This window comes from Pseudoalteromonas sp. Scap03 (genome assembly GCF_013393115.1).
Lineage (GTDB): Bacteria > Pseudomonadota > Gammaproteobacteria > Enterobacterales > Alteromonadaceae > Pseudoalteromonas.
Genome location: NZ_VDEU01000001.1, coordinates 1,442,466 through 1,461,130 on the forward strand (window position 1 = coordinate 1,442,466; position 18,665 = coordinate 1,461,130).

General features: G+C 38.2%; 12 protein-coding genes. 8 read left to right on the top strand and 4 right to left on the bottom strand.

Annotated elements, in window-relative coordinates; all coding sequences use genetic code 11:
- Nucleotides 1-59 precede the first annotated feature (59 nt).
- The 3 genes from FHG08_RS06540 (at nucleotide 60) to FHG08_RS06550 (ending at nucleotide 2,463) form a co-directional block, all read left to right on the top strand.
- The gene (locus tag FHG08_RS06540) at nucleotides 60-1,043 is read left to right on the top strand and encodes a DNA topoisomerase IB (RefSeq protein ID WP_178955046.1); all 984 of its coding nucleotides are present in this window, start codon (nucleotides 60-62) and stop codon (nucleotides 1,041-1,043) included.
- Between the two features lie 213 nt (nucleotides 1,044-1,256).
- Complete coding sequence (locus FHG08_RS06545) at nucleotides 1,257-1,751, top strand: general stress protein (RefSeq protein ID WP_138608466.1); 495 nt, start codon at nucleotides 1,257-1,259, stop codon at nucleotides 1,749-1,751.
- 118 nt (nucleotides 1,752-1,869) lie between these two features.
- On the top strand, nucleotides 1,870-2,463 hold the full coding sequence (locus tag FHG08_RS06550) for an ACP phosphodiesterase (protein WP_178955048.1): 594 nt from the start codon (nucleotides 1,870-1,872) through the stop codon (nucleotides 2,461-2,463).
- A 23-nt stretch (nucleotides 2,464-2,486) separates the two neighbouring features.
- Here the strand turns inward: FHG08_RS06550 and FHG08_RS06555 are convergent, their stop codons facing one another.
- A complete protein-coding gene (locus FHG08_RS06555; protein WP_178955050.1) occupies nucleotides 2,487-2,795 on the bottom strand; it encodes a hypothetical protein in 309 nt (102 codons plus the stop codon).
- 175 nt (nucleotides 2,796-2,970) lie between these two features.
- Between FHG08_RS06555 and FHG08_RS06560 the strand changes: the two genes are divergently transcribed.
- Nucleotides 2,971-4,083, top strand: a complete 1,113-nt coding sequence (locus FHG08_RS06560) for an efflux RND transporter periplasmic adaptor subunit (protein ID WP_178955052.1) — start codon at nucleotides 2,971-2,973, stop codon at nucleotides 4,081-4,083.
- A gap of 21 nt (nucleotides 4,084-4,104) precedes the next feature.
- A complete protein-coding gene (locus FHG08_RS06565; RefSeq protein ID WP_178955053.1) occupies nucleotides 4,105-7,239 on the top strand; it encodes an efflux RND transporter permease subunit in 3,135 nt (1,044 codons plus the stop codon).
- 92 nt (nucleotides 7,240-7,331) lie between these two features.
- Here FHG08_RS06565 and FHG08_RS06570 read toward each other — a convergent pair whose 3' ends face one another.
- Nucleotides 7,332-9,512, bottom strand: coding sequence for a response regulator (locus FHG08_RS06570; protein ID WP_178955055.1), 2,181 nt, complete (start codon nucleotides 9,510-9,512; stop codon nucleotides 7,332-7,334).
- A gap of 214 nt (nucleotides 9,513-9,726) precedes the next feature.
- Entirely contained in the window at nucleotides 9,727-11,421 is a 1,695-nt protein-coding gene (locus tag FHG08_RS06575; RefSeq protein WP_178955065.1) for a sensor domain-containing diguanylate cyclase, read from the bottom strand.
- A 219-nt stretch (nucleotides 11,422-11,640) separates the two neighbouring features.
- Here FHG08_RS06575 and FHG08_RS06580 point away from each other — a divergent pair, with 219 nt between their 5' ends.
- The 3 genes from FHG08_RS06580 to kynU all read left to right on the top strand — a co-directional run bounded on the left by FHG08_RS06580 (nucleotide 11,641) and on the right by kynU (nucleotide 15,136).
- Nucleotides 11,641-12,942 carry an amidohydrolase family protein gene (locus FHG08_RS06580; protein WP_178955067.1) on the top strand — a complete coding sequence of 434 codons (1,302 nt, stop codon included), beginning with the start codon at nucleotides 11,641-11,643 and terminating at the stop codon, nucleotides 12,940-12,942.
- 125 nt (nucleotides 12,943-13,067) lie between these two features.
- Nucleotides 13,068-13,898, top strand: coding sequence for an alpha/beta hydrolase family protein (locus tag FHG08_RS06585; protein ID WP_372239235.1), 831 nt, complete (start codon nucleotides 13,068-13,070; stop codon nucleotides 13,896-13,898).
- A 2-nt stretch (nucleotides 13,899-13,900) separates the two neighbouring features.
- A complete protein-coding gene (gene kynU, locus FHG08_RS06590; RefSeq protein ID WP_178955069.1) occupies nucleotides 13,901-15,136 on the top strand; it encodes a kynureninase in 1,236 nt (411 codons plus the stop codon).
- 92 nt (nucleotides 15,137-15,228) lie between these two features.
- Here the strand turns inward: kynU and FHG08_RS06595 are convergent, their stop codons facing one another.
- Nucleotides 15,229-18,480 carry a methyl-accepting chemotaxis protein gene (locus FHG08_RS06595; protein WP_178955071.1) on the bottom strand — a complete coding sequence of 1,084 codons (3,252 nt, stop codon included), beginning with the start codon at nucleotides 18,478-18,480 and terminating at the stop codon, nucleotides 15,229-15,231.
- Between the last annotated feature and the right edge of the window lie 185 nt (nucleotides 18,481-18,665).

Genomic DNA, 18,665 nt, shown 5'->3' on the forward strand with positions numbered 1-18,665 from the left:
AGCCCTTGTTATTGATGGCACCGTTTGATTTGAGGATTACAAAAATTTAAAGGAATAAAATGAAACTAATTTATGTCGATGATAACTTGCCAGGCATAACTCGAAAGAGGCATGAAAACCAATGGGTTTATTATGATCCTGCAGGAAAGAAAATACATGATAAAGATGAAATAGAGCGGTTAGACAGTCTCGCTTTTCCCCCCGCATACAAAGATGTATGGTTATGTCCAGAAGAAAATGGGCATATTTTAGCTACTGGCTACGACAACAAAGGCCGCAAGCAATACTTTTATCATCCCGAGTTTAGAGAGCAGCAAGAGCTTAAAAAGTTTGAAGCATGTGTTTTATTTGGAAATAAACTGCCTTTGTTAAGAGCAAAACTATCGGAATATTTGCGAGGTAACGAGCTTAATTACCAGCGCACAATCGCAGCCGTTGTACGTTTAATGGACCTTGGAGCTCTGCGCGTTGGTTCTAAAAAAAATGCCAAACATAACAATAGTTTTGGTGCTACGACATTACGTAGCCGGCATGCAAAACTTACGGGTAAAAATATTCGCTTAAAGTATAAAGCAAAATCCGGTAAGCAAAGAGAAGTGAACATAACAGATAAAGTGCTTAGCTCTATCATACAGCAGTTACAAGATTTGCCTGGGCAGAGCTTATTCCAATATATCGATGAAGGCGAGTGTTGTGATGTTTCCTCCAAAGAAGTGAATGAGTTTATTCAAAGTGTTATGGGCGAGCAGTTTAGTGCAAAACATTTTAGAACATGGCGGGCCAGTGTTTTGGCATTTGAAGTCTTACATAAATCAAACGGCCAGCTTTCGCTTAAAGATATGTTAGGTAGCGTTTCAAGTAATTTAGGGAATACCCCAGCAATAGCTCGTAATTCATATATTCATCCAAAGTTGATTGAGCTGTGTAAAGGAGGTAAAGAAGCTCTAAAGGACTTTAATAACTTAGACAAACTACCCCGTAAGACTAAGTATCTAAGTCGCTATGAGCGTGGGTTGTTGATATTTTTAGAAGAACAATGCTAATAACGTTAGTCTCTTTGTAATTATACTCATATTTCAATCGCTTGAGTGATACCTATGTGTGTGAACTTTTTACAACTTCTAGCAACTTTTACTTTAAAACGTAGAGTCCTACTTTGCTTTGTTATTTATCTTTCTGATTTTAAAGGATTAAAATTTTGGTTTGAATGTTGCTAATTATTTAGCGTACTTTCTTAAACAAATAAAGGAGTTATTATGAGTACTGTTATTACTGGGTTATTCGATAATGCATCACAAGCAACATTAGCCATTTATAGATTAGAAGCTTTAGGTGTAAGTGAGGCGGATATAAGCATTGTCGCTAACGACTCGTATACAAAGGAAGACTTTGCTGTAGATGAAGGTACCAAAGCTGCAGAGGGCGGTTTGCTGGGCGCTGCATCTGGAGGCGTGTTAGCAGCAATTATTGGTGGTTTTACCGCTGTTGGTGCAGTCGCTTCGGGTGGTGCCGGCTTATTAGTTGCAGGTCCTTTAGTTTCAGCACTTGCAGCTGGTGGCGCAGGTGCTGCCGTTGGTGGGACTTTAGGTGCAGCAATCGGCGCATTTATTCCAGAACATGAAATTAAGTATTATGAAAACGCAATTGAGAAGGGTTCAATACTCGTCGGTGTTAAATATAACAGCGATAACAAAAATAGTATTGAAGAGATTCTTGATAATGCAGGTGCAAGCAAGGTTTCAAAAGCGTAATATTTTAGAATGCACTATAAGTATCTAAAAAGTAAAAAGGTGGAACTGCGTTCCATCTTTTTACGCGTTTGATTTTAAAACTATCTGAGTTTGGTATATTAATCTATATTGGTAACCAATGAATTATTTAGCCCACCTTTATTTAGCACAGCCTACGGCTGATTCCCATTTTGGCAATTTGCTGGGAGACTTTGGGGGGCAACGGCAGCTAACGCACATACCTACGAGCGTTAAAAACGCGCTTGATAATCATTATTTAGTGGATAAATTTACTGACGCACACCCTTTTGTTAAAGAAGCTAAACAGCTTTTTTCACCCAAGCGCAGGCGCTTTGCTGGCGTGGCTATAGATGTGGTGTTTGATCATTTTCTGATTGCGCATTGGCAGCAGTTTAATAACCAATCATTAATTGATTTTAAGCACACCAGTTATGGGCTTTTGGAAAAGCGTATACCTGTAATGCCTACTCGAATGCAACATGTAGTAACCAGTATGACGCAAAACGATTGGTTTAAAGAGTATGAAAGCGTTGATGGGGTTGGGCGGGCGCTTGATAATATTGCTAAACGGATTCGCTTTACTAATAATTTTGCAGGCACCGCTGAAGATATAACCCGACATTATAGTGAGCTAGATGGACTGTTTTTAGCGTTTTTTCCTGAGCTAATTGAACACGTTAATGAGTTTAATTTGGAAAGCGCACCAAAGTAGAGTGCGCTTACAAAATAAGTGGTTTAGTCGTCTGGTCCTTTTAAGGTAAATACTAAATGTTTACGCATATCTTTTAAAATTACGCCTTTTTTTAGCATGGCACCGCTTAAGCGCTTTTGCCATTTTAATAACTCAGGCTTTGCCGAAGTTAGTGCCTGTTGGTTTTCAAACTGAAAACACATTAGTAAAGAGCCCGGAAATAAATGATATTCCACATCAAACCAGCACTGCAGCATACCTGGAATTTCAGCACGGCCTTGCTCTTCTATTTTGTCAGCAACATTGAGGACGAGTGCTTGTTGTTTAACTTGCACAGCAGATAGTTTTTTCATGGGAGAAGATCCAATTTAGAGGCTAAGAATACAGCCGGAATAATACATTATACCCAAGCTTTCAGGGTGATAACAATCTTAGCCATACTTTAAATTAGATGGCTCATAGTGAAGACTGGTTGTGGTTAGTTTAGTAGTTCAATCGGTTTGAATACACTATTTATCAAGGGAAATTATGAATCATATAGTTGTTTTTTTAGTTATTATTTTTATGTTGTCAGGGTGCTCTGAAGAGCAAGTTTCTGAGCAAAAATTAAAACCTGTTTCTGCCATTGAGTTAAATAAAACTAAATCGTTTGATAGTCGTATTTTATCAGGTGTTATCCAACCTGCTAACACAGCCACTTTAACATTTGAGGTTAGCGGAAAGGTCGAAGACGTTTTTTTTGAAATTGGTGAGTCTTTTAAAGAAGGTGAGCCGTTAGCTAGGCTGGAACAAACAAAATATTTATTGGCAGTGCAAGAGGCCAAAGGACAGGCCTCTAATGCAAAGGCTACGATGCTAAATGTTAAGCAGGATTTTGAACGTAAAGCGTCACTGGTTGATGATGGTGCGGTGTCTGGCGCGCAATACGATTTAGCAAAGTCGCAATATGAGAGCGCCAAGGATAAAGTCGATATTGCTCAAGTGCGACTAGCGATGGCAAGAGAAGAGTTAAAAGATACCACGCTAATTGCGCCCTATGCTGGGACTATCTCAAAACGTAATATTGAACCTTCGCAACAAGTCAGCCCTAATATCTCGGCACTTTTAATCCAAGGTAAAGAAAGTTTTGAAGTCTCAGCGCTTGCGCCTGAAGGGCTTCTCTCCTCGTTAACTATTGATAAACCGGCAAAGGTAACTATTTCAGCTTTAGATAAATCGTTGAATGCCAAAATTAAAGAAATTGGCTCAGCTGCTCAAGGAGCGAATGCTTTTCCTATTATTTTAAAAATCTCAGCTAATGATATCGCAGGTATCAGAACGGGTATGAGTGCAGAAGTGCAATTTAAACAACAGCAGGGAGAAAGCGATGGTTTTATGGTGCCTGTAAGTGCAATCATGGCAAAAGAAAATAACCAACACTTTGTTTTTAAACTGATAACAACAGCGCAAGCTGACTCACAACCAGCTGGCTACGTTTTACAAAAAACAACAGTGGATGTAATGAAATTTTTTGCGCAAAAAGCGCAAATTAAAGGAGATTTAAAAGAGGGGGAACAAATTGTTAACGCGGGAATGGCTTTTTTACACGATGGGCAAAAAGTAACGCTTATCGAAGGCGAAATTAAGCGCCTTAATCCATAACCCGCTACGGAGATTTAAACGATGAAGATCCCTACTATTTCAGAGCTTGCTCTTGATCATAATCGCCTTATGTTAGCTATTGTTTTTGGCCTTATGTTATTTGGCGCCTTTAGTTATTATCAACTACCAAAGCAAGAAGATCCTAAAATAAAAATTCGTGAAGCTGTTGTCACAACCGCTTATCCGGGGGTGAGCGCAAAAAAAGTAGAGTTGTTGATCACTAAAACACTCGAAGAAGCTATTCGTGAAATGCCCAGTATTGCCGAAATTCGCTCAGTATCTATCCCTGGTCGTTCTATTATTCACGCTGAGCTTAAGCAAAGTGTTGAGCAAAGTGAGTTTGATCAACAATGGGATAAACTGCGCGATCAAATAAACGCAGTGCGTGATGACTTACCCAATGGGACATTGCCTTATGTAGTAAACGATGATTTTGGTGATGTTGCCGTATTAACAGTGGCACTTATTGCTGATCCTGCCTACAGTATGGGCGATCGCCAAGATGTGGCGCAACACATTGCTGATATGCTGCATCAAGTTGAGGGCACTAAAAAAATTGATATTTTGGGCATTCAACAAGAGCGTATTTTTATAGAAATTGAAAATGCTAAGCTCGCTCAACTGGGTATTGCACCTGACCAATTAATTGGTGCTTTAAAAAACCAAAATATTATACGCCCTAGTGGGGTTATTGACGCCAATGGCAAAAACTTTATTATTCAACCTTCAGGAAATTACCAAAACCTTGCCGATATTAGAAATACACTTATCAGTGTGCCTAACCAGCCTGAAACAATATTGCTGCGCGATATTGCTAAAATAAGCCGTAAAGTGGTCGATCCCCCATCAAGAACAAGTTATTACAATAATCGCCAAGCCATTATTTTTGCCATATCTAAGGATGAACAAGCGGATGTGCTTAAGTTCACTCCTAAAATAGAAGCGATGATAGCGCAAATTAATCAAACTATTCCTGCAGGCTATCAATTAAAAAATATTACGCGCCAAGCCGGTGTGGTTGAAGATGCAGTATTTGGTGTGACTTTTAGTGTTTTGCAAACCATCGTTATAGTATCAGTTGTGGTAGTGATGTTTTTAGGCTTACGCACTGGTCTGATTGTGGGCTCGATTGTGCCAGCAGCGATTTTAATCACGCTTTCAGTTATGAACTTTATGGGTATTCCATTAGAGCGTATGTCGCTAGCTACTTTAATTATTGCGCTTGGTCTTTTGGTTGATGATGGCATAATAATGGCTGAAGATTTTAAAAAGCGTATCGAAGATGGCGAAACGCGTGATGATGCTATTCGTAACACTTCAGGCACTCTTGCGATACCGTCTTTAACTTCATCATTAACAACTATTCTTGTGTTTTTACCCCTTATGTTGGCACAAAGTAGTGCCGGTGAATATACGCGCTCGATCTCCTTGGTGGTGCTAATTGCATTACTTACTTCTTGGGCGCTAAGCCTGACATTTACTACTTATTTATGTCATCGCTTCGTTAAAAAAGAAACGAGGGAAAAGCAAAATATTATTCGCCGTAAAATTAATCGTTTTTTTGATAGCCTCACCCCGCTTTACGAAAAAGCATTACGACAAATTATGCGTGCGCGTATTGCGTTTGTTGTTGTTATTTTGGGGCTATTTTTGGCAGGGGGCTGGGCTATGAGTCTAGTACCTGCAAAGTTTTTTCCAGATTCTGACCGAGCACAAATTTTAGTGTACCTTGATATGCCAGCGGGTACTTCAATGCGTAAAACTGACGCAACGGTGCAGGCTATTTCAAAAAACTTGGATGATAAAGAACACTTTCCACATATTGAAAAATATGCGGCCTATGCTGGATTTGGTGGTCCTCGGTTTGTTTTATCACTTACACCTATCGACCCCGAACCTTCAAAAGCATTTTTTATGATTGATGTAGGTGAACGAAAGTTCGCCGATCCTACATTAAAGAGAGTGCGAGAGATGTTTGCTCAAGATTTCCCTGGTGTGATGGGGCGTGTTACGAAAATGTTCTTAGGGCCATCTGATTCTTCACTAATAGAGATTCAAGTTAAAGGTCCTGATAGTGATTATATTTATTCTGTTAGCGATGAAATTAAAACTTTGTTGCGAAATGTAGATGGCACGTTTGATATTAAAAGCGATTGGGAAAACCGCATTACGACACTTAAACTTGAGGTTAATCAGCAAAATGCTCGTCGTGCCGGAATTAGCTCAAATGATGTTGCCCAAGCGTTAGAAACCTATTTTTCTGGACGCATAATATCCGAGTTTCGTGAAGGTGATGATATATTCCCTATTGTATTAAGGGCGCAAGACAGTGAGCGATACGATTTAGATCGAATCAACAGTGTTAGTATTTATTCTTCTGCTAAAGGCGTCAGTGTTCCTTTAATGCAAGTGGCTGATATTCGCTATGAGACTCAGTTTGCCCGCATTGCTCGTGAAAATTTATTTCGTACTGTAACAGTACAAGCTAAAAATCAAATTATGTCGGCGCAAAGTATGGTGCCCTTACTTGAAGAGAAGCTTGATAAAATACGAGAGAAATTACCACCTGGTTATGAAATAGAATATGACGGTGTAGTCGGAGACTCCGCGGAATCGCAAGCTGCAATTTTAGCTAATTTACCGCTGTGTATTGCCATTATGGTGTTTATTATCATTGCGCAATTTCGCTCTTATCGTGCCACTAGTATTGTATTTTTAACCGTACCCCTAATTATCATTGGTGCTGCTTTTGGTTTGTTGGTTATGCAAGCAAACTTTGGGTTTATGGTTATTTTAGGTTTATATGCGCTTGCCGGTATTATCATTAATAATGCGGTGATTCTGATAGATCGAATAAATATTGAACGTAAACAGATAGAGTGCTTAGAGCAACAAACCACAGAGCAGTCTAATCAACAAAACTTTGAGGCGGTAATCAATGCCTCTTTAAGGCGTTTACGACCTATTTTGATGTCTACTTGCACAACGATAATAGGCTTAATGCCACTTATTTTATCTAAAGATGTTTTATTTTATGGTCAAGCAAGCACGATTGCGTTTGGTCTTGCTATGGGAACAATTTTAACATTAGGGTTTGTTCCGGTTGTGTATACTTTTTTCTTTAAAATAAAGCCGGTTAAAGCAGATAAAAAATAAACTCAGCGTGAGTTAGAGCAGACCCAAGATTGAGATTTTATAATAATTTTAAGCCTATTAGGTGGCAATTTTAGCCACTAAGTAGGCCTGTTTTACTCATGCTTTATTTGTTTAGATAAAAACAAGTTCGTGACATCAGCAACTTTTACTAATGACTCTTTATCAGCATGACTCCAAGTTACCTTTGAGTCTACACTTTCACAACAAATGACACCTAACGGCTTGTTATCAAGTTTATAAGTGTAATCAAGTAAAGAATAAATATTGAGTGGCTCAAAGTAAGAGTGAGTAAACGACTCGGTTACTTCGTTATTTCTGGCGTCTGAGGCGTCGAGTACTTGGTTGGTTAAAATATAGTTGAAATAAGCAGGGGAGTTTTCTGTATTTAAAACAGCACCACTTGACACGTCATCATTTTCATCAAGACAAATTAAGCAACTTAATGCGCTGTATTCTTTATTAAATAACCACAGACTGACTCGATTGGCATTAGGAATAAGCGCTTTTAACTCTTTGCATATTTGGTTTAGCTTCCTGTTACTAGAAACATTAGGATCGCTAATTTTTACTGCTAAGTTTTTGAGGTTGAGGTTTTTAGGATTATAAACATTGAGTAAGCTGTTGAGCTTAGCTTTATCGAACGGTTTTGTTAAGTAGCCATCCATGCCAATATCTAAATAATGCTCAATGTCTTGTTTTAGGGTATTTGCTGTCATAGCGATAATTGGAACGATTTTACCTGTAGGAAGCGATCTAATAGCCTGTGTGGCTTTTATTCCATCTATTTCAGGCATTTGTATATCCATGAAAATTAAGTCTACAGGGTGTTCTTTGAAGTACTTAACGCATTCTTTACCGTTCTCTGCGATTATTAAATCAGCATTATGTACCTTGAGCATTTTAACAATAATGAGCTGATTTATTTTATTATCTTCGGCAATTAAGACAGTACAACCTTGTAAGTTTGTTAGCTCAACGCTTTGCTTTGCTATTATTGGTGACAAAACAATCTCAAAGCGTTGCTCATAGGTGAACGTAGAGCCTTTACCTATTTGGCTGGTGAAGCTAAGGTGCCCCTGCATTAGCTCACTTAAACGAACACAAATTGATAAGCCTAAACCTGTACCCCCATATTCTCTTGAGGTCGATGAGTCTGCCTGATGAAATTCTTTAAATAAATGTTCTTGAACAGTCTCATTAATGCCAAGGCCTGTATCAATAACTTCAAACTTGAGTACTTGTGTTTGCAATGTACTGCTTTTAATACTTACTTTCAGTTCGACTTGACCAGTTTTGGTGAATTTAATCGCATTTGAGCACAAGTTATTTAAAATTTGCGAAACCCGAAGAGGATCCCCTTTAAAATTATCTGCTATTTTAGAGTCTACCGATGTAATAAGCTTTATACCTTTAGTAGACGCTTGCTGTAACTGGGGCTTTATCACATCGCTAATAACGTCATTAAGATCGAAGTCGATATGTTCAATTTCTAATTTACCAGCCTCAATTTTAGAAAAGTCTAAAATGTCATTTACAATATTTGATAAGTAATGAGCTGACTTTAATATACTTTTTAAAGTGCTGTCTTTTTCCTCTGTTGTGGTTTCGGTCATACCAAATTCAGCTAAATTTAAAATCCCATGCAATGGGGTTCTCAGCTCGTGAGTCATATTTGCTAAAAATTTACTCTTAGTGTTATTGGCCGTATCTGCTTCTTCTTTTAACTTTTCTAGTTCTTTATTGTGTGCTTTTTGTTTTTCTAATGCCATAGACAGCTTTTTATTATTAAGCCTAAGCTCTAGTTGCGCAATAACCTCTTTGCCCAAAACCGTGAGCGCATTTATTTGTTTGCTCGAAAGCTTTTTTGGTTTATCACTAATAACACATAACGTACCTATAGCATTACCTCTAGGAGTGATAAGTGGTGTACCTGCGTAAAAGCGAATGTTTGGGTCGTTTGTAACCAAGGGGTTATCGTGAAAGCGAGTGTCTGTCAGTGCATTTTGAACTTCGAACACTTGGTTTTCTAAAATTGCGTGAGAACAAAATGATATATCTCGTGCTGTTTCGGCTACATCAATTCCATACTTAGACTTAAACCATTGCCTGTTGGGATCAACAAGGCTTATCAGTGAAATTGGCGTTTCGCAAATATCAGATGCAAGTTGGGTTAAGTCGTCAAAGGATTTTTCAGCTTCAGTGTCTAAAACGTCATACTCATATAGGTCTTTTAGCCGTGATAGTTCATCTTCAGGTGTTGACGCTTTTATCATTATGCAACCTTGTTTTTGATGTGATTAACACTAGATAATCGAATAAAAATAATAGCGGACTAGCTGACGTAAAATAAAAAAGTACGCGTTTAATATTTTTGCCTAAAGTGTATTTATTTACGAACTCAAATTTAGCTAAATACATTTAAATTATTATGCTCAAGTAGTTAGCTTATATGACTAGTTAAGTTTTTACCAATTGATTTTAAATTGCTCAATCAACAATCCTATTACGGCCTTTCGTTTTTGCTTCGTATAAATAGTCATCAACGTATTTTAAGCTGTTTTGTAGGCTGATAGAGCCATCATGGGTAAGCAGCCCAATACTTACCGTAAAGCTAATATTTTTATTGCGATAGAAAACTTTATGTTGATTAATCGTGTTTTTAATTCGCTCAGCGGCTTGCTTAGCTTCTGCTTTGTTTGTATTGGGCATAATAATTAAAAACTCTTCACCGCCCAGGCGAAATACAAAATCGTGCTTTCTGGTTAAAGCGCGTAATGTGTTGGTAAGCTCTTTTAAGCTTAAATCGCCAGCTTCGTGGCCATAATTATCATTTATTGCTTTAAAATGGTCTATGTCGAGCATTAATAATGAAATATAGGTGTTTTTATTTTGCGTTTTTAATAGTTCATCGCTGAGTGTTCTGTATAAAGTTCGTCTATTTAAACAGCCTGTAAGTGGGTCTATATTGGCTTGCTTTTCTAGCTCTTTATTAAGTGAAGAGAGTTCTTGAGTACGCGCCTGAATACGTTGCTCTAAACTGGTATTGAGGGCTATCAGTTTATGCTCTATGTTTATTTCTTTGGTTACGTCGTTTTGTACAGCAAAGTAATAAGCCACTTTGCCGTCTCTAAAAATGGGTGATATGGCCAGTTCATTCCAATAAGGGTCACCATTTTGCGTATAGTTTAAAATTCGGGTGGTTATAGGGATGCCTTTTTTAAGATGAATTTTAAGTTGCTCTATTGTGTTGGCGTCAGTTTTTTCACCTTGTAAAATGGAGCCAAGCTTTTTACCTTCTACTTTATTCAGTGGGTAGCCCGTAATTCTTTCAAATGAGCCATTTACCCAAATAACACGCTTGTCTTTATCGGCAATCACCATTCCTACAGTGGTTTCTTTGAGTGCAGTAACTAAAAAATCCCGCTCCAGAGCTATTTTTTCATTCCCTGATATGTCTTGGAAAATGCCATATAACTTAGTGATTTCACCGTTTAAATCTCTCGATACATTGCCGCTTGATATAACAGTGCGCTCTTGTAGATCGTCATCTACAACACGAAGCTTTATACAGCTCCATTCTTGTCCGCATGCAAGAGCTTGCTCGATCGCATCTGTTATTTTGGATTTGTCATCTTCATGATAAAAATTTATTGCAGTATCTAGTTGAGGGGAATAGTTACTCGGTGAAACACCATGAATGGTGTAAATTTCATCGGTCCAAAATAATTGGTTAGTTATACAGTCGAACTGCCAATAGCCTACCTTTAATACTTCGCCGGCATTTTCTATGATGGTTTGTAATTCGTTATTGCTAATAACAGACGACACTTGGGCAAAATGCTGATTAAAAACTAAAACTATATATTGGTGTTGGTTTTGCTGCACACTGTGTAAGCAACAATTTAGTTTAATGGAGTAATCGGTTGCTAATGTTAGTTCAATATCAAATTGGTCTAACTCATTATGTTGCGATTTTAGTGCGAGAATTTGTTGTTGTAATAGATCTTTGCTTTCAGTAGTACAACAGCCATAAAGGCTTTCAATGGTGGGTACTTTTTTAGCTGCAACATTAAGCTCTGACCACCTTTGAGAAAGATAACTAAGCTGATTATTATTATCAAATACCATTAAAAGAAAATTACACTTTTCTAGCAGCGCAATATTTATGTCTTTAATATCCATAAGCTCCCTACATATGAAAAGTATTACAACAATAAGGTTGAGTATAGACACCTTCTTTTATTTTTTCAGTCTAAGACAGTGTTAATAGTTAGCAGAATTCTTACTAAAAATGTATTTCAGGTTTGTTTTTATCACTTTCCTGATAAGGTATTGGTTGTATAACAATATTTTAACGTTATTTCGTTGTTGTTAACGCAGAACGAATTACTGGAGAGTTTAATGAGCATATTTCGATTGAGTGTTGTTACCTCGTTTTTTTTCGCAGTTAACATCGTTGCTACTAATGCACATGCGAGTACTAAAATAATTCATGCAGGAGAGTTATTGGCTATTCCCGGAGAAAAACCACAACAAAAACAAACTATAGTAATAGAAAATGGCAAAATAGTTTCGGTATCAGCGGGTTTTTTACCTATCAACCGTTTTGGTGAAAATGCTCAGTTAATCGATTTATCGACCCGCTTTGTTATGCCTGGGCTCATGGATATGCATGTGCATTTACAAGGTGAGCTTGGGCCAGATAACAAAAAAGAGCTGGTGGAAATGTCTGATGCAGATATAGCAATGCGCAGTGTGCATTTTGCTAACAAAACCCTTATGGCGGGTTTTACTACAGTGCGTGATGTGGGCAGTCAAAGTGAGCAAATGTACGCATTAAGAAATGGGGTGGCCAAAGGGTGGATAAGTGGCCCTCGAATTATTGCTGGTGCTGGCGTTACTATTACCGGCGGGCACTTAGATGTTGATGGTATGAGCCCAGACTTACTCACTATGAAAACACCGCCCACAGTGTGTGATGGCGCTATTGAATGCCGCAAAAAAACTCGCTATGCAATTAAATACGGGGCTGATTTAATTAAAGTTGCTTCTACCGGTGGCGTGCTTTCGGATACTACTACGGGCACAGGGCAGCAAATGCAAGACGATGAACTTAAAGCTGTAGTTGATACAGCGCATGGTTTAGGGCGAAAAGTAGCTAGTCATGCGCATGCCGCTCAAGGTATTAATGCAGCATTACGTGCGGGCGTTGATAGCATTGAGCACGGTAGTTACACAGATGATGAAGGCATTAAATTATTTAAAGAAACAGGGGCTTATTTAGTCCCTACTTTGCTTGCTGGGCACACCGTAGTTAGGTTAGCAAAAAACAGTGACTTTATGTCTGCGCCAATTAAAAGCAAAGCAATTAGGGTGGGGGGCGATATGCTCAACAATTTTACTAAGGCATATAAGTCCGGGGTAAACATTGCATTTGGTACCGACAGTGGCGTATCTAAGCACGGCATTAACGCACAAGAAGCGGTATTGATGTACCAAGCAGGTATGACTCCTGCTGATATCTTAAAGTCGGCAACGGTTAACGCGGCTGATTTGATTGATATGAATCATAGCTTAGGCACCATAGAGCCTGGTAAGTTTGCTGATATTATTGCCTTAGACACCAGCCCACTTAGCGATATTAGCGCTTTATTGGATGTTGATTTTGTTATGAAAGAAGGCACGGTTTTTAAACAACAATAAATCATTCTATTTATTTTATTAATAATGACGTAATAGCCCTGGTAAGTCGTATAAAAAAATTTGTAAACGACTGCCAGCGTTTTTAGTTATATCGCTTTTAAGGTTAAAAAAGGAAGTATTTTATTTTGAAATGCTTAGTAGTTTTATTTTTAGTTGTATGGCCTTTTTTGGTTAATGCCACCGCGCTGCAAGTTAACTTTCCTGATGTAGATAATAATGTTGCATACGCAAGTGTTGCTTCGCTTGGATTTAACTCAGCTGATGAAAAAGTAGCCTACGGCAGTGATGAGTCACAGTACGCATTACTCTGGCGCGCAAAAAAAATACAGCCGCAAAACCCGTTAGTTATTTTACTTCATGGTGGTTGTTGGCTAAGTGCATACGATATTAAACATACCTACGCGTTAAGTACTGGGCTTGCACAAGCTGGTTTTAACGTATGGTCTTTAGAGTATAGAAGAAGCGGCGCAAGCGGTGGTGGCTGGCCTGCAACGTTTAATGATGTAAAAGCCGGAATTTTAGCGGTAAGTAAATATAACAATGGCGAGTTTAATTTAGCTGACTCGGTTGTGGTAGGACACTCAGCTGGTGGGCATTTAGCTCTGCTTGCTGGTGGTGAAATTGATCAGCTTAAAGGGGTTATTGCCTTAGCCCCTATTACTGATATAAAAGCGTATGCACGCGGTGATAATAGTTGTCAAAAAGTGACAAAGGATTTTATGCAAGGCATGCCAACTGATAAACCTAAGGCATACACGCAAGCTAACCCGAGTGATCAGCCACTTCATCCGCAAAGCATTATATTACAAGGTGACCAAGATGCCATCGTGCCTGCTTTTAATTTAGAACAGCTTAAACGTCCAGTTGTCATGTTAGAAGGCGTGGGGCATTTTGATTGGATCCATCCGGGATCAGCTGCATTTAATACACTAATACAAAATTTGAATGAGATGTAACAATGAATTTTAATGAGATTATAGCGCTTGATAAAGCGGATACGCTGGCTCACAAACGTAACGAATTTGATTTACCCGCAGACACTATTTATCTCGATGGTAATTCGTTAGGTGCTCTGCCTAAAGCAGTAAAACCGCGCGTAGCAGAGGTGGTAAGCCAGCAATGGGGTAGTCACCTAATTAGAAGTTGGAATGATCACCAATGGATTGATTTACCTACTCAGGTAGGGGAGAAAATAGCGCCTATTATTGGCGCCGACAAAGGCCAAGTTATTTGTTGTGATTCTATTTCGGTTAATTTATTTAAACTATTAAGTAGTGCGCTATCGTTAAACTCTGAGCGTAACGTGGTGTTATCTACCGAGGATAACTTTCCTACTGACTTATACATGGTACAAGGGTTAAGTGAATTATTAGGCCCCGACTTATGTCAGCTAAAACTCGTCGCAGAGCAAGATATTGAACAAAGCCTAAATGATACAGTGGCAGTATTACTGTTAACACAGGTGAATTTTAGAACCGGTAAATTGTTAGATATGCAAAAAATCACCCAGCTAGCTCATGAAAAAGGCATTTTGGTGATATGGGATTTAGCTCATAGTGCAGGTGCTATACCGGTTGAACTTGATGACTGTAATGCTGATTTTGCTGTTGGTTGTGGCTATAAATACTTAAATGGCGGTCCTGGTTCGCCTGCGTTTTTATATGTAGCAAAACGCCACCAAGCTGCTGTAAAACACCCCTTATCAGGCTGGATGGGTCATGCAAAACCATTTGCTTTTGATGCAAAATATCAACGTGCTAACAATATAAATCAGTATTTATGTGGTACACCCAGTGTAATTGCTATGAGTGCTTTAGATGCTGCGCTTGATGTATGGCAAGATGTAGATATTTCACAAATAAGAGAAAAGTCGATTGCACTTGCTGACGTATTTATTAAATTAGTAAAAACACATTCATGCTTAAGTGATTTGCGCTTATGTTCCACTGAAAATTCGAGCCAAAGAGGTAGCCAACTAGCATTTTCACATACCGACGCATTTGCTATATGCCAAGCGTTAATTGAAAAAGGGGTTATTGCTGATTTTCGTGCACCTAATATTCTACGCTTTGGTTTTACGCCACTTTATACTTCGTTTGAAGAGATTTGGCAGGCAGTGGCTATTTTAGCTGAGGTGGTTAAAACCCAGCTATATACCCAGCCACGTTTTAATTTAGCGGGTAAAGTGACGTAATTTTATAATTGTATATAACTAACAATGGCTCATTGAGTTTCTCAAGTTAAAAAGTGCGTTGCGCTAGCAGGATAACTGGCAGCGCATTTATTCTATTGTTGCTCTTTTTTTAGATTAAAGTAATTGAGTTGCACTCTCATCTCGGTTGCTTGTTCTGCCATTTGTCGTGCTGCTGCCATTGTTTCTTCTGTAATAGCTGAGTTTGCCTGAGTTAGCCCCGTTAAACGTTGTACAACAAGATTGACCTCTTTAATTGCTTGCTCCTGTGCGGAGGTAGAATGCGCTATATGTATTATATTTTTACTAACATCGCTAACAGCTTGCATTATGTGTTTTAGTTTTTTTCCTGAGGTGTCTGCTAATTCAGTCCCAAGCGCTACTTTTTGATTACTATTTACAATAATACTTTTTATCTGCTTCGCAGATTTAGCACTACGTCCAGCTAAATCACCCACTTCATTAGCGACTACAGCAAAGCCCCTTCCGTGGTCGCCAGCCCTAGCAGCTTCTACGGCGGCATTAAGTGATAGTAAGTTTGTTTGAAAAGCCAGGTTGTCAATAACCGTAAGTATTTCGTTTATGTCTTTACTGGCTTCATTCACTTCATCAATCGCGCTAACAGTCTGTATTGATAATTGATTTCCTTCTTCTGCAATTTCCTCAGCATTGCTTGCTAATGCCACGGCACTTTTTGATTGTTCAGATACTTTAGTTAGCTCATCTAGCATTTGCTCAGTACTTGAGCTTGCCTCTTCAAGGTTGGCAGCTTGCTCTTCTGTGCGTTTACTTATTTCAGTATTGCTTGAAGCTATTTCGCCTGCATTTTGCATAACCTGGCTCGCTGACACTTGAATCTCTTGAATGACATTGGTTAATTTATCGATAGTCGCGTTTGTGTCGCTTTTCAGGGTATTGAATACGCCTTGATATTGCCCTTCTATATTTTTGGTAAGGTCACCTTTAGCTAAGTTTGATAAAACGCTACTTACTTCATTTATAGCCAGTGAAACTAATGAGGTAGACTCATTAACATTATTTTTTAAATCTTCTAATTGGCCCTGTAGTGGCTGTTTTAATTGATGAGAAAAATCGCCGTTTGCCATTGCAGCCATTACTTGATTGAGATCATTTATGACGTGTTCTAGATTAGTAACTGATTGGTTTATATCTATTTTTAAACTGTTTAGTTGGCCAGTCATGGTTGATGAAATAGTATGATCAAAACGCCCCTGACTAATTGCTAGCATGACTGATGAAATTTCAGTTAAAGCATTATCAATAGCCGTGATTGATGTATTAATATTACTTTTCAACTGCTCCAATTGACCGCTGGCTTCACCTTTTATCATTTTTTTAAAGTCACCCTTACTAACAAAGGTCATGACTTCACCTATTTCATTCATTACATTATTTAAATTAGCCATGCTGGAATTAATATCTTGTTTTAAGGTATTAAGTTGTCCAGCTAATGGGGCGTCTAATTGCGCTGAAAACTGGCCTTGTCGTAATGCACTCATAACGTCACTAATACCATCTATGGCAATGCTTAAGCTATTTACTGAGTTATTCACGCTGTCTTTTAGCTGGGCAAGCTTTCCTTTAGCAGGGTAAGTAATTTGCTCTTTAAAGTTACCTTGCTCTACGTTAGCCATAATATCTACGATACTATTCATTGTGTTATTTATTGAGGAAAGCGATTGGTTAATATTACTTTTTAAGGTGCCTAACTCGCCTGACATTGAGGCATTAATTTGAATATCAAATTGACCATCAGCCATAGCAATCGCAATGTTATTTAACTCGTTTATTGCACCGTTTAGTGAACTCGCACAATCGTTGGTTGCTTGTTTTAACGTATCTAACTCTCCTCGACATGGTGCTTCAATACGTTGATCAAATTTACCCGCAGCCATATGATTCATAACACGATTTGTTTCACTAATAGATAACTGCAGAGCATCAAGAAGAGTGTTAAATGCTTGAGTACTTACGCCTATCTCATCGCTTGAATAGACAGTTGCTCGTAATGAAAAGTCACCTTGTTGTTCAACTTTTTTCATCGTATCAGCCAGGGCATGTATTGGTTTTGTTAATGTTCTCGCAAACCAATATGCGGCAATAGTAACAATGAAAATAGTGATTAAAAGTATAATAATGAGTTGTTGAGAAAGTGTGGTTATCGACTCAAAAGCTTCTTGTTCGTCCATTTCTGCTATGAGGGCCCAGCGAATATTAAATACATTTACTGGTGCAAATGCAGACAGCACCATCTCATTGTTATAATCACTTATCACATGCTGCCCTTTCTCATTTTTTAATGCTTTGATTACAGATAAGGTATTCACTGTGCCTTTATTTGGATTTCTAAATGAGCTTTCTACAGAGTGATTTATCGGATCAATGTAAGAGTCAGAGCGCATTAACCCTTCAGGACCAACAAGGTAGGTTTCTCCGCTTTCACCCAATCCGTCACGCTCTTTCATGATTGAATTGATATCTTCAATCGATAATTGGGCGGCTAAAATAGCAATCGTTTTACCATCAACAACAATAGGCTTACCTATAAAGCTCGCAGGGGCATTATATGAAGGGGAGTACTGTTTATAATCTGCAAATGCAATTGTTTGTGGGTTGCTGCTATCTTTTAATTGTTGAAATAAACTCGCTAAATTACTTTTAGCATAGGGCCCTGTTTGTAGCGATGTGGCAAAGTCGACTTCTTTATAAACGGAGTAAACAATATTGCCATTTGTTGGGTCGATAATGAAAATATCGTAGAACTCATTTATATTGGTCATATCTCGTAAATAAGGGTGATATTGGCGGTGCACTTGCTCGTAAGAGTCTGATTGCTCGGTTGCAGTTAGTTTTTGTTTTTCACCAATTGGATTTGGGTTATTAGCCAAATAACGAGACTGCAGCTCAATACTTTTTGGATTCATTTGCTCTAACGGGGATGATGAAACTGTATCTGTCGGGTTTAGCTGTTTAAATTTTGGAGTAAAAGACTCTTTATAAAAGCGATTTAAAGACTCTGATGAGTTTGAAGGGGAAATATCATTAAATCCTTCTATAAACTTTGTCGCCATATTGGCCATTTCTGGATTTGCTTGTAGCACATTAAGCTTTTTTTCAATATTGATAAAATAGCGTTTAACAGCGCTTTGTTTTACTTCACTCACAGCGTCTAATCGTGAATAAACCTGTTCTGTCATCGAGTTTGAGGCTGTATTAATTGCAACAACAATAATTATTGTTATTGGTACTAGGGAAACAACTAAAAAGGCGGAGATAAGTTTTTTTGTTAAATTTAATGAGTTAATAAATTGATTAATCGTGTTCATTACTATGTCCCTGTAATAAGGATTTACCTCAAATGAGCATAGAACACAATTTGTGAAGATCTAGTTAATAATTAAAGTAATGAGTTTTTATTATAAAATAGCCAAAGCGGATTCAGAGCACTTTTAATTTTAATGCAACTACAGCATGCTCTTTTAGCGGTTTAGTTTAATAAAACGTAGGAGCA

Excerpts from the sequence above, each read along its gene's own strand:
- FHG08_RS06540 (WP_178955046.1), top strand. The coding sequence starts at position 60 with ATGAAACTAATTTATGTCGATGATAACTTGCCAGGCATAACTCGAAAG.
- FHG08_RS06545 (WP_138608466.1), top strand. The coding sequence starts at position 1,257 with ATGAGTACTGTTATTACTGGGTTATTCGATAATGCATCACAAGCAACA.
- FHG08_RS06550 (WP_178955048.1), top strand. The coding sequence starts at position 1,870 with ATGAATTATTTAGCCCACCTTTATTTAGCACAGCCTACGGCTGATTCC.
- FHG08_RS06555 (WP_178955050.1), bottom strand. The coding sequence starts at position 2,795 with ATGAAAAAACTATCTGCTGTGCAAGTTAAACAACAAGCACTCGTCCTC.
- FHG08_RS06560 (WP_178955052.1), top strand. The coding sequence starts at position 2,971 with ATGAATCATATAGTTGTTTTTTTAGTTATTATTTTTATGTTGTCAGGG.
- FHG08_RS06565 (WP_178955053.1), top strand. The coding sequence starts at position 4,105 with ATGAAGATCCCTACTATTTCAGAGCTTGCTCTTGATCATAATCGCCTT.
- FHG08_RS06570 (WP_178955055.1), bottom strand. The coding sequence starts at position 9,512 with ATGATAAAAGCGTCAACACCTGAAGATGAACTATCACGGCTAAAAGAC.
- FHG08_RS06575 (WP_178955065.1), bottom strand. The coding sequence starts at position 11,421 with ATGGATATTAAAGACATAAATATTGCGCTGCTAGAAAAGTGTAATTTT.
- FHG08_RS06580 (WP_178955067.1), top strand. The coding sequence starts at position 11,641 with ATGAGCATATTTCGATTGAGTGTTGTTACCTCGTTTTTTTTCGCAGTT.
- kynU (WP_178955069.1), top strand. The coding sequence starts at position 13,901 with ATGAATTTTAATGAGATTATAGCGCTTGATAAAGCGGATACGCTGGCT.
- FHG08_RS06595 (WP_178955071.1), bottom strand. The coding sequence starts at position 18,480 with ATGAACACGATTAATCAATTTATTAACTCATTAAATTTAACAAAAAAA.